The following is a 13,066-nucleotide window of genomic DNA, read 5'->3' on the forward strand; positions in this document are numbered from 1 at the left end:
TTGGTTATTGGTTATTGGTTATTGGTTATTGGTTATTGGTTATTGGTTATTGGTTATTGGTTATTGGTTATTGGTTAAATTCCGATTACCGATTACCCAGGAACTCGCTCGACTGCTGGTTTGGGAAATTGGCGATCGGGCTAGCTACAGTTTAGAATCTTTTGAGTTCGATTATTGCACCAAAAGCGACAAAAAATGAAATATACTGGAACTGTTACCGCAACACAATTCAAAAGGGCGATCGCGATATGGTACAAGCTCCTCAAAAAACTATCACCCTCGACGAGTTTTTGCAATTGCCAGAAACCAAACCCGCTAGCGAATACATCAACGGTGCTATTTTAGAAAAACCTATGCCAAAAGGAAAACACAGCAAACTACAAGCCAGACTCGTCACAGTCGCCAACGACATCGCAGAAAAACCGCAAATTGCGATCGCCCTACCAGAACTTCGCTGCACCTTTGGCGGACGTTCTATTGTTCCAGAAGTCGCGATTTTTGTTTGGAATCGCATTCCCCTAGACGCTGACGGCGAAATTGCCAATACATTTAACGCTCACCCAGACTGGACAATCGAAATTTTGTCGCCTGGCCAAAGCCAAACCAAAGTCACCCACAATATTTTGCACTGTTTGAATGCCGGTTGTCAGATGGGGTGGTTGCTCGATCCAGATGAAAAAAACATTTTAGCTTATCCCGCAAGGCAGCAGCCGATTTCATTGCAAGAACCGACAGATATACTTCCGATACCCGAATTTATGCCCCAGATGCAATTGACTTTAGGCGAAGTTTTTGGCTGGCTGAAACCAGGCTTTAGTATCGAACCGAAAATAGTGGAATCGAGTAAATAATAGGCGATCGCGTATACTCATTTCTCCATTTACGCACTACGCTGCTCACTGCGATTTTCCTCAAGGGCGATCGGGATCAGTTGAACATCCAATCGCTGATTGAGCGCACGCGCAATTTTTTGCAGCATTAAAAGCGAGTGTTCCTCATACTCAGCATCTTCAAGCTCCGCAATCACCGACTGTTTTGTCCCAATGCGATCGGCAAGTTGCTGTTGGGTCAATCCTGCTTGCGTCCGAGCACGATAAATCAGTTGTGCAAGTTCTGCATTGAAAGAGGATTCCTTAATCATTTCCTCCATTTCAGGATCTTCAGAGGTCATTTGTTGAAGGATCTTCAGTGCATCATTCGTCTTCGCCATCTTCTGTTTCCTCCACATAGGTATGAACTGCTGGATTGGCTTCAAATTGAGCCTTTTGCTGAATTGCCCGCTCAATCTCTGTATCAGGGACTTGATTTTCATCTTTTGTGATGGCATAAGCCAAAATTGCTACATTCTGCCCAGAAAAGAAGTACAAAATGCGATACTGCACTCGGAGATGCTTTGCCCGTAATTCATAAATTCCGTCACGCAGGTAATCTGCCACAGGTCGTCGTAACTCGTAACCTGTACTTGCTAGTTGTTGAATTCGCGCAACACAGTTGGCATAGCCTTTGCGATCGTGCTTCAGGAGTATCTTAAGCCATTCCAGAACTGGAGCCACGCCTTCTCGATCTTGATAAAAAATAACTTTTGTTTCGGGCACAGTTTTCGACCCTCGTTATCCACATTTACTTTATCACAATATTGCTGCTATAATTAGCAGATTTGGTTCCCATGCAGAGCCTTTAGACATCAGTTCACAGGCAGAGCCGGGGAACCAGTTAAATTGCTTGAATTATCTTGTTTGACATATTCCCCTTTCTCCATTCCCAAAATTACACCTTCTCCTGAACATTCTCGCCCAACAAACCCCCAGGCCGAAAAGCCAAAATCACCACCAAAACCCCAAACACCCAAGCATTAGTCCAGCGGCTCGACAAATACTGATCGCTCAAAGACGAAAGCACCCCAATCAAAACCCCTCCCAACATCGCCCCCACAATATTACCAATTCCTCCCAAAACCGCGGCTGTAAAAGCTCTCAAACCCGCCGTAAACCCCATCGTAAAAACAATAGTATTGTTGTACAAACCAACCAAAATTCCAGCCGAACCAGCCAAAGCTCCGCCGATCAAAAAAGTCAGAGCAATAATCTGATCGACATTAATTCCCATAATTTTAGCAGCATCGCGGCTTTGAGCAGTAGCCCGCATCGCCTTTCCCAGACGAGTATACTGCACAAACACATGAAGCAAAACCATCAATACAACCGCCACCACCAACACAATTAAATCCTTAGTGGTAAATACAATACTGGTTTCAATTCCCAAAGCTTTGAGAATATCAACTCGCGGCAACAAATCGGGGAAGCTTTTCGGAGCAGCAGAATTAGAACCCATCACCGGAATAAAAGCCTTCAATCCTCCCCAAAACAGCCCCATATTTTGGAATATAAAAGAAACCCCGATCGCCGAAATTAAAGGAGCCAAACGCGGAGCATTCCTCAAAGGCCGATAAGCGTACTTTTCCACAACAATATTCAGCCCCGCACAAAACGCCGAACATACAATTAAAGCAACTAACATCACCGGTATAGCAACAGCTAAAGGTGCGCCGTCTTCAATGCCAAAAGCCCCGAACACGGTGAGGGAAGCAAAAGCACCCAACATATACAAATCGCCGTGAGCAAAATTGATTAATTCAATAATGCCGTAAACCATCGTATAACCCAAAGCAATAATCGCAATCAGCGCGCCGTTGACAAGGCCAACTAATAATTGTTGAATCAACACTTCAGGGTTGCTGGCTATTTCTCCAATAATTTTGGGCAAGTCAAATCCGGCGATCGGCCCTAACAACAAAACTATATAAGCTACACCTAGATATAGAAGAATACTCTGCCACTTTTTCATAATTTTGGGAATTGGGAATTGGGAATTGGGAATTGGAAATTGGAAATTGGGAATTGGGAATTTTTCGTGTTCCGACAGCTATTATTTGTTAGTGATGATTGGTCAGTTGTTACGAATAACCGATAGGAGCATCTTACTTGTGGCAAAAAGCATTTTTTTTCACAGTGCGAGCGTCCCCGCTCGCGTGCTTTATAAAGCACGCGAGTGGCACAGCACTACAAATATAAAACTGAGATGCTCCCTAACCAATGACTAATGACTAATGACTAATGACAACTGACTAATTATTCCGCCTTCAGCGCGCTGACAAACTCCCACTTGCCGCCTTTAACAACATTTCCTGACATTACAGTCAAGCTCGTGTCGCCGTTAGCGTCAAAACTCCAATTGCCGAGTACCCCATTAAAATCCTTAGTTGCCAAGACAGCATCGCGGATCGCAGCGCGATCATTTTTGCAGACTTTATTAATTGCGGCGATCGCCACTTTAGCAGATTCATAAGCGTAAGCTGTATAAGCTTCCGGTTCAGCATTATATTTTGCCTTGTAACTTTGATACCACTTGGCGCCCTCACCAGTCAATTCTTTAGGAGGCAAGCCGCCAAAAGTAGCATAAACACCCTCGGCATCTTTGCCTCCGGCGTCAATTAAAGCTTGGTCTTTAATACCGTCGGGGCCCATAAACTTAACTGCATCAGCCGCCATCCCGACATTTCTCATGTCTTTAATTATTTGTCCAGCATTGCTCTGAGTAGTGCCGCCGAAGTAAATCATGTCTGGATTTAAAGCTTTGATCTTATTCATTAACGCCTTGTAGTCGCTAGCTTTGATATCAATTCCCTCCCGGCCCAAGACTTGAATTCCCAACTTTTTAGCCGTTGCTTCAAAAACGTCAGCCACACCTTTGCCGTAGAGTTCTTGATCGTCGAGAATAAAGACTTTTTGTACGCCTAAAGATTTCGCCCAATTTCCAGCAACAGAGCCTTGAAGGTCATCAGCAGGGACAACGCGGGTGAAATTGCGAGTGCCTGCGGGATAATAAACGTTGGGTTCTTTGGGTTCGCCTTTTCCTGGTTTAGTCAGTCCCGGATAAGTGTTGGCCGGACTGATCATCACGACGTTAGCTTGGTTGAGCACGGGAATGGAAAGTTTAGCAGCACCGGAGTTGTAGTGACCGATAGCCGCAACTACCGAACCGTCAGCGACTATTTTGTTAGAGTTGGACGTTACCTGTGCCGGGTCCCATTTGCCGGCGGCGGCGGTGGCATCATCGAGCACTTCGTATTCGATTTTGATTTTGCCGTCGCAAGCTTTGGAGTCGGTTTCGGCGAGTGCTTGTTTGATGCCGTTGACCATTGTTTGAGATTGACCCAAGGCGCTGCCTGTCATGGGGAGCATGGAGACAATTTTGACAGTATTTGGGTCTCCGGGGGCGCTGACTGCGACGGGAGAGGCTGCTGGAGTCCCTCCGGGAGTTGTGGCGTTTGGTGCTTGAGGATTTTGACAGCTAGCGCACAGAGAGGCTGTGGCGGCGGCTAAAAGTATTGTCCACAATCGGGCCGCGCCCGGATTTTGGGTTGTGTGGGTTTTTGAGGGTGTGGCACTTTTGCCTGATTTCTGGGAAAAGTTCATAGGTTGGTTGCTTGCTGGTGTTTTTGCATATTTTTCACTGTTGTCAGTATGTAGTCAAGAGTTAGCACATATTTCCCAAATTTTGGTTAAATACACTCAATCGTCTGGATCTGCTTGGTATTGTACGATCGCAGTTTGGATTTTTTCAGATAAGACGGCGGTTGAAACCGCGCCTACAAAAACGAAGTCCGCCTCCGCGGACTGAAGAGAATAACATAATTTTCACCGTCAACTCTTCAACCCCTCCCTTGCTCTGGTTTTGTTTGTATAGACGCGGTTTCAACCGCCGAGCCTTCTGAAGAGAACAACGTAATTTTCACCGTCAACTCTTCAACCCGCAGAGGCGGGTTTTGTTTGTATAGTTCCTATAATCTGGTTTCCAATGAAGTTATCTTGGATAATCTCATTGAGGACAGGCTGAATATCGGTTTGAATTTGGCGATACTTTTTAGCCAGTCCTTTGAGGCGACGTTTGAATAGTGGCGTAAATTTGAGTTGGATTGACATATCAGACATTGATGTCGTCCCAGAGTTCTGATATGGGGAAGGTTTGTCCCGATGAGGCTTGGTGGAGGGAGGCTTTCAAATCCGCGAGGATTTGGTTGTTGGAATCGTTGTCTGAGTCAAAATCTGAGTCGAAGTCTGGGGCGTGAGCAGATTGTGTCCGACTGGTCAAAAATTCCAGGAATGTCAAGGTTTGCTCTAAAAGCGGTTCAGGAGTCCGTTCGATCGCTTCGAGAAGGCGTTGTTTAATCGGCGACAACATAAATATGACCTCTAAATCTATATCCTCTCATTTTATTATTTTCCAGATCGATCCTATGACTATGATGGTGAAAGTTAGCGATGCCATTGCTTCACTTTAGCTCAGATGTTATTTGCTCTCGTTGGAGGTTAGCTCGCGCATGGTTGAGTTACAGTCAGATTTAGAATACGTGGTGAGCGATCGCCTAAAAGTCTCTTTAGATGCGATCGCACAATTTTGCCAGCGCTGGAACATTGTCGAGTTTGCCCTCTTTGGCTCAGTGCTGCGGGATGACTTTCGCCCTGATAGCGATGTCGATGTATTAGTTACCTATGAGCCATCGCACCGCCTCACGCTTTCTCATTTATTGGGAATGCAGGAGGAGATAGAGGATTTATTTCACCGTCCTGTAGATTTGGTGGAAAAAAAGCAGTTAAAAAATCCCTATCGGCGATCGAGCATTTTGAAAACCTATCGAGTGATTTATGCAACCCAACCAGCGGGATAGTGGTTCACTTTGGGACATGGCGCAGGCAATCCGTCTGATTCAAGAGTTTACGACTGATGTTTCAGGCGAGACTTATCTTGAAAATGTTTTTATTCAAAGTGCCGTAGAGCGGCAGTTAGGGATTTTGGGAGAGGCAGCTCGGAGAGTTTCGATCGAGTTTCAGCAGTTTTATCCCGAAATAGATTGGCGAAATGCGATTAACTTACGAAATATTTTGGTTCACCGTTATGACCAAGTGAGTTCGGAAGTTATTTGGAATATTGTGACAAATATTTTGCCTAGTTTGCTGTTACAAGTAGAGGAATTATTGCCTACCTTACCTGATGATAGTTGAACGATCGCCCAAAAAAGCAAAATGGGCGATCGACCGATCGGCATATTTCCCAAAAATCAACTAGACTGCGAAATCAAAGACGCATCTTTTTTGTCCTTGGAGCGATCGACACTAAAATCTTCGTAGTACGATCGCTCGGTGTTGACATTCCACAAGTCGTTTGGAATATTGTTACAAATGTTTTCCCTAGTTTACTGGTTCGCAAAAATTTGGGTTAACTTCCTTTAACGGTTCAAACACCAGCACTGAATCGATCGCCCCAATTGCCTGCGACACTCGCAACTCGTGCGTTCCTTCGACAGTAATATACCGCTTGCCTTTCTTCTGAAGAACCTCAACAAACCACTGGTGCATAGTCATCCGTAAATGTTCGCTTTCTCGCGTTCCATCCTGAACAAATCCGAAATCCGGCTGAGTCAAAATATACAAATCGCAGCGGCGGCTGTCTGCAATTTGCTCGATCGTCGGATGTTCTGAACCAACGTAACGTTTGTGCCAAATACAAGTAGCTAAAGGGTCTGTATCGCAAATAACGACTTTGTTAGCGCGAGTAGCAATATGGTCTTCTATAACAGCTTGTTTCTTGGCTATTTCTACAAATTCATAGCTGTCCCAAATTTCAGGATCGGGCGAATATTGCCTGCCTTCCCAGTAACACCTGCCGTATTCGGGAACCCAAACAGTTTGGTAGTGCTGTGCGAGCGATCGTGCTAGGGTAGTCGTGCCACTCGATTCTACACCCAGCACGCAGACTCGTTTGGCAAAATAAGCTTTGGCTGGGGGAGTCAGCATTTGCCAGTTTTCGGCTAGGTGCGATCGCAATTGCGTTCCAGAAATCGGGAATTTGAGCCGTTGGCGATCGACTGCACAGTGTTGAGCTCCCATCAGTTTTGCCCAAGGTTCGCCGTAATCCTCTGAAGTAAAAGCGATATCGGGTTCTCGCCCGGAAAGCACCTCAAGAGTTCTCTGAGCCCAAGGTTCGGGGGCTTCTGGCAAATCGTCGAACACTTCGATAACTTCTGCGTCGGGATGCAAAAACCGAATCCAGTCGGCTCTAACGCTTCCTGCAACTGCTTGATTTGTTTTATAACAGGCGAGAACGATTAAAAGATCGACCTTCTTTTTAGCTTCTCGAATTAAGTAGTCGTGTCCTTTGTGGAAGGGGTAAAATTTGCCTACAGTAACACCGAGTATCATAAAGATTGCTGCTGTTTTAACTTTTGTTCCGAGTAAATCCGCTGGAAATTTTGCAGTCCGTAAATTGCCATCAACCAAAAAATCGCGTACAAAATACTCGTTAGATATAGCCCCCGCGAGGCATACAAGGGAACGTAAATCGTGTCTGCAACAATCCATAAATACCAGCTTTCGAGATAGCGTTCCATTAGGTACAACTGGGCGATCGCGCTTAAGATGGTTGTCAGGGCGTCCCAAAATGGTGCGGCGCCGCCCAAAGATATTAATACTGTTCGCAAGCCAAATACAGCAACTGTAACTAACACTGCGGTGAGGATGAGCCAGCGTTGAGAAATGCGACATACAGGTTTTTCTGTGCTGTTTTCGCCGCCCCGCAGCCAAATATAAATTGCTTGCAAACTCGTGATTAAATAGAAGAATTGAATCGCAACTTCGCCGTAAAGTTTAACTTGATAAAACACCGCAGCGTAGGTGATAACTCCGATTAAGCCGACCCACCAGCCCAGGGAATTGTTTTTAGCAAGCAGCCAAACACTCCAAGCAGAAGCGATCGCGGCTATCGCTTCGATTAAGTTGAGTTGGATAGGGACAAACCGCTGCACTGAAAGCAGGAGCAAAAAGATGCTTGCTGCGAAGCCGATTAAGTTTGGCAGGTTGGCTTTTTTCATGGCAATCCCTATTTCGGCTGGCTATATTCACTGCGAAATCAAAGACGCATCTTTTTTGTCCTTGGAGCGATCGACACTAAAATCTTCATAGTACGATCGCTCAGTATTCACATCCCACAAATCGTGCTTTTCCCCAAGAATATTTCTCGCGGCCAGCATCCCCGTCAGCATAGAATGGTCTTGATTGTTGTATCGGTGCATACCATTTCGCCCGATCGTCTGCAAATTCTCCATTCCCTTCAAAAAACCTTCAAGCACCTCCAAGTGTCCTCGATATTCCGCATCGTAAACAGGATAAGCCTTCGGCTGCCGCAACACCACCCCATCCTCAACATCCGCAGCTTTTGCCAAACCCAACTCAACCAACTCCCGAGTTGCTAATGCCACAAGTTCAGCATCCGACATTTCCCAAAGTTCCTCGCCTTCATTGCAAAAATATTCCATGCCCAAACAAGTTTTGTTCGCGTCGGGAACCAATGCAGCACTCCAATTCTTAAAGTTTTGAATTCGTCCGACTTTGACTTCGGGAGAGTGAATGTAAATCCAGTTGTCAGGAAACAAATCCTTGCAATCGACAATCAGCGATACAATCAAGAAATCTCGATATTTGAGCGAGCGCGCGGCGTGCAATACCTCTTCGGGGGGCTGCGGTTTCAGCCGTGCTACCAGCGCCGATATCGGCATACTCGTAATAAAATTATCCGCAGAATATTGGACTAATTCTCCATTATGTTCAGCAGTAATAGTTTTAATTTTATTACCTTCACGCTCAAAGCTAATCACCTTAGTATCGAGATAAACTTTGCCCTCTTTAGCTTCCACAGATTCGGCAAACTTTTCCCACATCATCCCCGGCCCCAAAGCCGGATAGTCAAACTCTTTAATTAACGTTTTAGTATCATTGCTGCCAAACAAAGCATTAATAATCGCTGTTGTCAGCGACAATCCTTTAATGCGCTGCGCCGCCCAATCTGCTTGAATTTCAGAACAGGGAATTCCCCAAACTTTTTCTGTATAAGTCTTGAAAAATGTTTTATACAAACGTTCGCCAAAACGATTGATCACCCACTGTTCAAAAGTTTCTTCTTTCGGAAGTGGCCAAATTCTCACTTTCAGATAACTCAAAATAATCAGCGCACTCTCAATTATGCCCAAATTAAAGAGAGTATTGAAGGCGCTGATCGGATAGTTGAAAAATTTACCTCGATAAAAAATTCGCGACAATCGTGGCACTTTAATAAACTCATTTCCCAGTACCTCTTGCCACAACTCCTGCACGGCTGCAACTTTAGTATAAAACCGGTGGCCCCCAATGTCGAAACGGTAGCCTTTGTAGGTTTCGGTGCGGGCTAACCCGCCAACTTTATCCCCTTTTTCGAGTACAACAGGGATGATGCCTTCCTTGACTAGCTCGTAGGCGGCAGTCAAACCCGCAGGGCCTGCACCCACGATCGCCACAGGATAATGTTTCACTCAGCGTACCTCCAGCCTTTTTATAGAACTCTACAATTATTTATAACTTCTAAAATTAATAGATGCACCCGTGAATACCCTGAGAAACTATCTATCGGGCTGATGTTGAAGGAGAATTTGCCTTGATTTATTAAGCGATACTGGCAAGTTAATTTTACCAGTCAAGGGCTTTTTTTGCGATAAGTGGCGACCAGTGCCGATCGCAAATGCCAGTCCGCTGTAAAAATAGAAAAGCCAGTGCCAAGGAATTGTTTTCAGGGCAAATACGATACCGTGTTTTTCCTTAAAAAAACGGTAAAGCGGTGCATTAATTGCTACCAGCGGTGTTGCCAGCAAGCCAGCCAGTACCAGAAAGTTCAGCGACCAGCACGTCCCCAAAACTGCCAGCAGCACTGCATAAGTTAAAATCACGCTGATGCGGTTCGAGACTTGCAAGTTGAGATCGTTATTCAATTTGCGATCGCGCCAAATCAGCTCTGTCCAAGGCAGCGCTCGGTAAAAAAAGTCAGCTTTCACCATCCCCACCGCTTCCCAGCGCTTCAAATGCTTCACCTGTAATGTTTTACACAGCCGAATTTTATAACCGGCTTGTTTCAAACGGTAGCCCAGCTCAATATCCTCGATCGAAGGTTCGCGGTAACTCTCGTTAAAGCCACCCATCTGCAAAAAAATTTCCCGGCGAATCACTCCGCAAGCTCCCCAAAAAGTCGAAGCTTCTTCGTTACCTGTTTGGTGCACGTAGTGGTGCAGCAAATTCCTATACTGGGATAAAAAATCTGGATCTCCAGGAGCATCATCGTAGGAGCCGATCAAAGCAGCTAAGTAGGGATTATTTTTGAACACCGATTTCGCATAACCCACAGCTTCTGGACAAACAGCCACATCAGCATCCACAAAAAACAGAATATCTCCCTTGGCAGCTTGCGCTCCCAAATTTCTCGCTCTCGCCGGGCCTCCAGATTCGGGAATTCTGATGACTTTTGCGCCGAATTCCTTGGCCAGACGCCAAGAACCGTCGCTTTCGCCATCTGCTACTACAATAATCTCGATCGGTCTCGGTACAGATTCAGCCAGTTTTGACAAACAGGTGCGGAAGTAAGCCCCCCCGTTGTGGACTGGGATAATCACGGATACAGTCGGGTCTTTGGTATAAATCATTACCGAGTTTACTTTAAATTGCAGGGAAAACAAATGATTGAATTTCAATGCTCCTACTGTACGAAGGGTAAAATCAGCTCTACTTTTTTATTTATAACCCGATTTCTGTTTATCTTCAACTAGATTTTTTACTGACATTGTAGGCTGCATTTATCCCGACTCATGCCTGTATTCTAAGCCACATCTGGCTGAGACTCACCTGATGAAGACAACAGCTTTACGAAATCTTTATATATATTATTGTTTTTGTAAACCTGATAACAAGCCCCACCAGCCATTGTGTTTGAGAGTATTCCACCACACAAGAATTTTCTTTTTTACTTAATTATTAGTATAAAATACAACATATTAATACTGAGGAGAGCCAACGGTGAGGACTTGCCCGTACAGGTGATTTTACAGACATCATGGGCAATCAACTCCTGCACGAAGTCTGTATCCCGACTGCTGTGTCAATGCACATTTTATGAGTTTTGGCAACATATTTAAAATGTACATCTGAAAATTTTTCACGATGTGCGATCGACCTTAGCTATTTGTTAACATAGCATCAGATCGCTGCTTGAGAGCCAAAATTTTTACATAAAAAAGTTTTTATATTACATGAACACCACCAAACATAATTTAGAACAGCCATTAATTTCAGTAATTATACCCGCTTACAACGCCGAGGAATTTATTGCTAAAACATTAGAGTCTGTCTTATCTCAAACCTATCAAAACATAGAAATTTTAGTAGTAGACGACGGCTCCACAGACACAACCGCCGAAATCATCAAAATTTTTGGTCAAAAAGATAGGCGAATCATCTTATTGCAGCAATCAAATGCCGGAGTCGCCGCCGCTCGCAACCTAGCAATTCAAAAATCCCAAGGCGAATACATTGCTCCCATCGATGCCGACGATATTTGGTATCCGCAAAACCTACAAAAACAAGTAGAATGCCTAAAAAAATCAGAACCATCTGTAGGAATTGTCTATTCCTGGTCAGTTGATATAAATGAAAAAGACTTGCTCATCGGTGGATTTTACAACTCCACCATCGAAGGAGAAGTTTACACAGCATTAGTTTATAAATATTTTATCGGCAATGCCAGCTCATCTCTAATTCGCCGCGCTTGCTTTGAAAAAGTCGGCGGTTACAACTGCCAATTCAAACTAGAAAATGCTCAAGGCTGCGAAGACTGGGAACTGCATCTCCGCATAGCCGAACATTATCAATTTACAGTAGTGCCAGAATATTTAGTTGGCTACCGCCAGATTGCCAGCAGTATGTCTTGCAACTATGCAGCAATGGCAAAAGGTCACTCTTTAATTATGGCAAATGTCCGGCAGCAACATCCCGAAATTCCTAGCAACATTTATCGCTGGTCTAGCAGCAATTTCTACATTTATTTAGCAGTCAAAAGCAACGGCAACGGCAATCATCGCAGTACATTATTTTGGCTAGCTCAAGCTTTTAAAGAAGATTTATTTATGTCACTATTGCGTCACAATCTGTACTTGCTGTCAATAACCAGTCTCTTAAAAATTATAGTCTCACCGCCCACTGAATCGGGTTTAAAATTAAAACCAACATCAGAATCGAGTGAAGGGACGACACTTGCGACGATTGAAACGCGGACGAAAGTTCACAAAATGTTGCCGTCGCAGGTGTATGAAAGAATGCGGTTTAATAGTTTAACAAAATGATAGGCATCAATTTTATTTGTAGAGTGTGCATTGCACACCTTACCAGGAGGCATCAACTTTATTGGTAGGGTGTGCATTGCGTACCTTTTGTCACGGCTAAAATTATCACGTCAAGCGAATTCGTAAAGCATCAATCAAACGATGTTTAGTCAACCAATCTTTCACTTCAGGGGTTAAAAGACTCAAAGTGGCACCCTCATTAGCAGCAATTTTGAGAAAATTCAGCACTGCTTCAGGGACTTCATCAGCATCCAGTTTATCCCAGCATTGCTTCAATTGCTCAATTAGGCGATCGACTTTTGCAAAATCCTCAAGGCTTTCGGGAATTGAGTTAGACTCCCGAATTTGCAAATCTAAAGTTCTAATTCGTTGGATAGCTGGCTTAAATGCCGAAACTTTATCTAGCACATTGAGGACTTCCTGATTCGTGCTCGGCATTTTTTGAATTCGGTACAGCCACCAAGCTTGAGTCAATTGCTCTCTCAGAGCTTTTTGTAATTGATTTACCGCAGAAGTAAAAATTTTGTTATTGAAATTTTCATTGTCTATAATCCACTCAGGATTTTCCTTAAATTTTGCTTCAACATTAGTAATAAATTTCAGTAAACTGTCCGCCTTTTGAGTTAAATCAAAATTGGAAATTCCTCTTTCGCCAAAAGCTCTTAAAGATTGCACCAGAGGTATAGTTCCAGTGACCGCTTGCTCAATTTGTTGCTGTCTTGATATAAAACCCTCCAAATTCTTTGCATACTTCTGAAGATTAATTCTATTTTGAGACAACTCACTCAGTTGATTGGATTTTTCTACAAGCATATT

General features: G+C 44.1%; 15 protein-coding genes and 1 pseudogene. 5 read left to right on the forward strand and 11 right to left on the reverse strand.

The genetic code is table 11. From position 1 onward, the window contains the following. Positions 1–78: pseudogene (locus QUB66_RS29790) on the forward strand (D-galactonate transporter); the annotation flags it as partial. A gap of 170 nt (positions 79–248) precedes the next feature. After that, positions 249–851: a Uma2 family endonuclease gene (locus QUB66_RS19490; RefSeq protein ID WP_332969416.1), complete on the forward strand. Its 603-nt coding sequence runs from the start codon at positions 249–251 to the stop codon at positions 849–851. 29 nt (positions 852–880) lie between these two features. Here the strand turns inward: QUB66_RS19490 and QUB66_RS19495 are convergent, their stop codons facing one another. The 6 genes from QUB66_RS19495 to QUB66_RS19520 form a co-directional block, all read right to left on the reverse strand. Further along, positions 881–1,210 carry a helix-turn-helix domain-containing protein gene (locus QUB66_RS19495; RefSeq protein ID WP_265239786.1) on the reverse strand — a complete coding sequence of 110 codons (330 nt, stop codon included), beginning with the start codon at positions 1,208–1,210 and terminating at the stop codon, positions 881–883. Next, a complete protein-coding gene (locus QUB66_RS19500; RefSeq protein WP_332969366.1) occupies positions 1,194–1,595 on the reverse strand; it encodes a type II toxin-antitoxin system RelE/ParE family toxin in 402 nt (133 codons plus the stop codon). The genes QUB66_RS19495 and QUB66_RS19500 overlap by 17 nt, the downstream gene beginning before the upstream one ends. Positions 1,596–1,767: 172 nt before the next feature. Continuing rightward, positions 1,768–2,844 (reverse strand): branched-chain amino acid ABC transporter permease, encoded by a 1,077-nt coding sequence (locus QUB66_RS19505; protein WP_332969368.1) that lies wholly within the window; start codon positions 2,842–2,844, stop codon positions 1,768–1,770. 284 nt (positions 2,845–3,128) lie between these two features. After that, a complete protein-coding gene (locus tag QUB66_RS19510; RefSeq protein ID WP_332969369.1) occupies positions 3,129–4,475 on the reverse strand; it encodes a branched-chain amino acid ABC transporter substrate-binding protein in 1,347 nt (448 codons plus the stop codon). 330 nt (positions 4,476–4,805) lie between these two features. Further along, positions 4,806–4,991: a hypothetical protein gene (locus QUB66_RS19515; RefSeq protein WP_332969371.1), complete on the reverse strand. Its 186-nt coding sequence runs from the start codon at positions 4,989–4,991 to the stop codon at positions 4,806–4,808. Next, positions 4,984–5,241: a hypothetical protein gene (locus tag QUB66_RS19520; RefSeq protein ID WP_332969372.1), complete on the reverse strand. Its 258-nt coding sequence runs from the start codon at positions 5,239–5,241 to the stop codon at positions 4,984–4,986. The genes QUB66_RS19515 and QUB66_RS19520 overlap by 8 nt, the downstream gene beginning before the upstream one ends. Before the next feature lie 139 nt (positions 5,242–5,380). Here QUB66_RS19520 and QUB66_RS19525 point away from each other — a divergent pair, with 139 nt between their 5' ends. Together QUB66_RS19525 and QUB66_RS19530 are read left to right on the forward strand one after the other, a co-directional pair. Next, a complete protein-coding gene (locus tag QUB66_RS19525; RefSeq protein WP_332969373.1) occupies positions 5,381–5,728 on the forward strand; it encodes a nucleotidyltransferase family protein in 348 nt (115 codons plus the stop codon). Further along, a complete protein-coding gene (locus QUB66_RS19530; RefSeq protein ID WP_332969374.1) occupies positions 5,706–6,062 on the forward strand; it encodes a HepT-like ribonuclease domain-containing protein in 357 nt (118 codons plus the stop codon). The genes QUB66_RS19525 and QUB66_RS19530 overlap by 23 nt, the downstream gene beginning before the upstream one ends. Positions 6,063–6,248: 186 nt before the next feature. Here the strand turns inward: QUB66_RS19530 and QUB66_RS19535 are convergent, their stop codons facing one another. The 4 genes from QUB66_RS19535 to QUB66_RS19550 form a co-directional block, all read right to left on the reverse strand. Then, complete coding sequence (locus tag QUB66_RS19535) at positions 6,249–7,259, reverse strand: AAA family ATPase (RefSeq protein ID WP_332969375.1); 1,011 nt, start codon at positions 7,257–7,259, stop codon at positions 6,249–6,251. Continuing rightward, positions 7,256–7,927, reverse strand: a complete 672-nt coding sequence (gene pnuC, locus QUB66_RS19540; protein ID WP_332969376.1) for a nicotinamide riboside transporter PnuC — start codon at positions 7,925–7,927, stop codon at positions 7,256–7,258. Before pnuC ends, QUB66_RS19535 begins: the two co-directional genes overlap by 4 nt. A gap of 27 nt (positions 7,928–7,954) precedes the next feature. After that, positions 7,955–9,400, reverse strand: a complete 1,446-nt coding sequence (locus QUB66_RS19545; protein WP_265239775.1) for an NAD(P)/FAD-dependent oxidoreductase — start codon at positions 9,398–9,400, stop codon at positions 7,955–7,957. A gap of 87 nt (positions 9,401–9,487) precedes the next feature. Next, on the reverse strand, positions 9,488–10,558 hold the full coding sequence (locus QUB66_RS19550) for a glycosyltransferase family 2 protein (RefSeq protein WP_265239774.1): 1,071 nt from the start codon (positions 10,556–10,558) through the stop codon (positions 9,488–9,490). 603 nt (positions 10,559–11,161) lie between these two features. Here QUB66_RS19550 and QUB66_RS19555 point away from each other — a divergent pair. Next, positions 11,162–12,250, forward strand: coding sequence for a glycosyltransferase family 2 protein (locus tag QUB66_RS19555; RefSeq protein ID WP_332969378.1), 1,089 nt, complete (start codon positions 11,162–11,164; stop codon positions 12,248–12,250). 105 nt (positions 12,251–12,355) lie between these two features. On the opposite strand, the gene QUB66_RS19560 is transcribed toward QUB66_RS19555, so the two are convergent. Further along, complete coding sequence (locus QUB66_RS19560) at positions 12,356–13,063, reverse strand: hypothetical protein (RefSeq protein ID WP_332969380.1); 708 nt, start codon at positions 13,061–13,063, stop codon at positions 12,356–12,358. Positions 13,064–13,066 lie beyond the last annotated feature (3 nt).

The organism is Microcoleus sp. A2-C3, assembly GCF_036706065.1.
GTDB lineage: Bacteria > Cyanobacteriota > Cyanobacteriia > Cyanobacteriales > Microcoleaceae > Microcoleus.

What these genes read in the sequence shown, in the direction of transcription:
- QUB66_RS19490 (WP_332969416.1), top strand. Translation starts at nt 249, where the DNA reads ATGGTACAAGCTCCTCAAAAAACTATCACCCTCGACGAGTTTTTGCAA.
- QUB66_RS19535 (WP_332969375.1), bottom strand. Translation starts at nt 7,259, where the DNA reads ATGATACTCGGTGTTACTGTAGGCAAATTTTACCCCTTCCACAAAGGA.
- QUB66_RS19515 (WP_332969371.1), bottom strand. Translation starts at nt 4,991, where the DNA reads ATGTCTGATATGTCAATCCAACTCAAATTTACGCCACTATTCAAACGT.
- QUB66_RS19505 (WP_332969368.1), bottom strand. Translation starts at nt 2,844, where the DNA reads ATGAAAAAGTGGCAGAGTATTCTTCTATATCTAGGTGTAGCTTATATA.
- QUB66_RS19550 (WP_265239774.1), bottom strand. Translation starts at nt 10,558, where the DNA reads ATGATTTATACCAAAGACCCGACTGTATCCGTGATTATCCCAGTCCAC.
- QUB66_RS19560 (WP_332969380.1), bottom strand. Translation starts at nt 13,063, where the DNA reads ATGCTTGTAGAAAAATCCAATCAACTGAGTGAGTTGTCTCAAAATAGA.
- QUB66_RS19520 (WP_332969372.1), bottom strand. Translation starts at nt 5,241, where the DNA reads ATGTTGTCGCCGATTAAACAACGCCTTCTCGAAGCGATCGAACGGACT.
- QUB66_RS19555 (WP_332969378.1), top strand. Translation starts at nt 11,162, where the DNA reads ATGAACACCACCAAACATAATTTAGAACAGCCATTAATTTCAGTAATT.
- QUB66_RS19525 (WP_332969373.1), top strand. Translation starts at nt 5,381, where the DNA reads ATGGTTGAGTTACAGTCAGATTTAGAATACGTGGTGAGCGATCGCCTA.
- QUB66_RS19495 (WP_265239786.1), bottom strand. Translation starts at nt 1,210, where the DNA reads ATGGCGAAGACGAATGATGCACTGAAGATCCTTCAACAAATGACCTCT.
- pnuC (WP_332969376.1), bottom strand. Translation starts at nt 7,927, where the DNA reads ATGAAAAAAGCCAACCTGCCAAACTTAATCGGCTTCGCAGCAAGCATC.
- QUB66_RS19530 (WP_332969374.1), top strand. Translation starts at nt 5,706, where the DNA reads ATGCAACCCAACCAGCGGGATAGTGGTTCACTTTGGGACATGGCGCAG.
- QUB66_RS19510 (WP_332969369.1), bottom strand. Translation starts at nt 4,475, where the DNA reads ATGAACTTTTCCCAGAAATCAGGCAAAAGTGCCACACCCTCAAAAACC.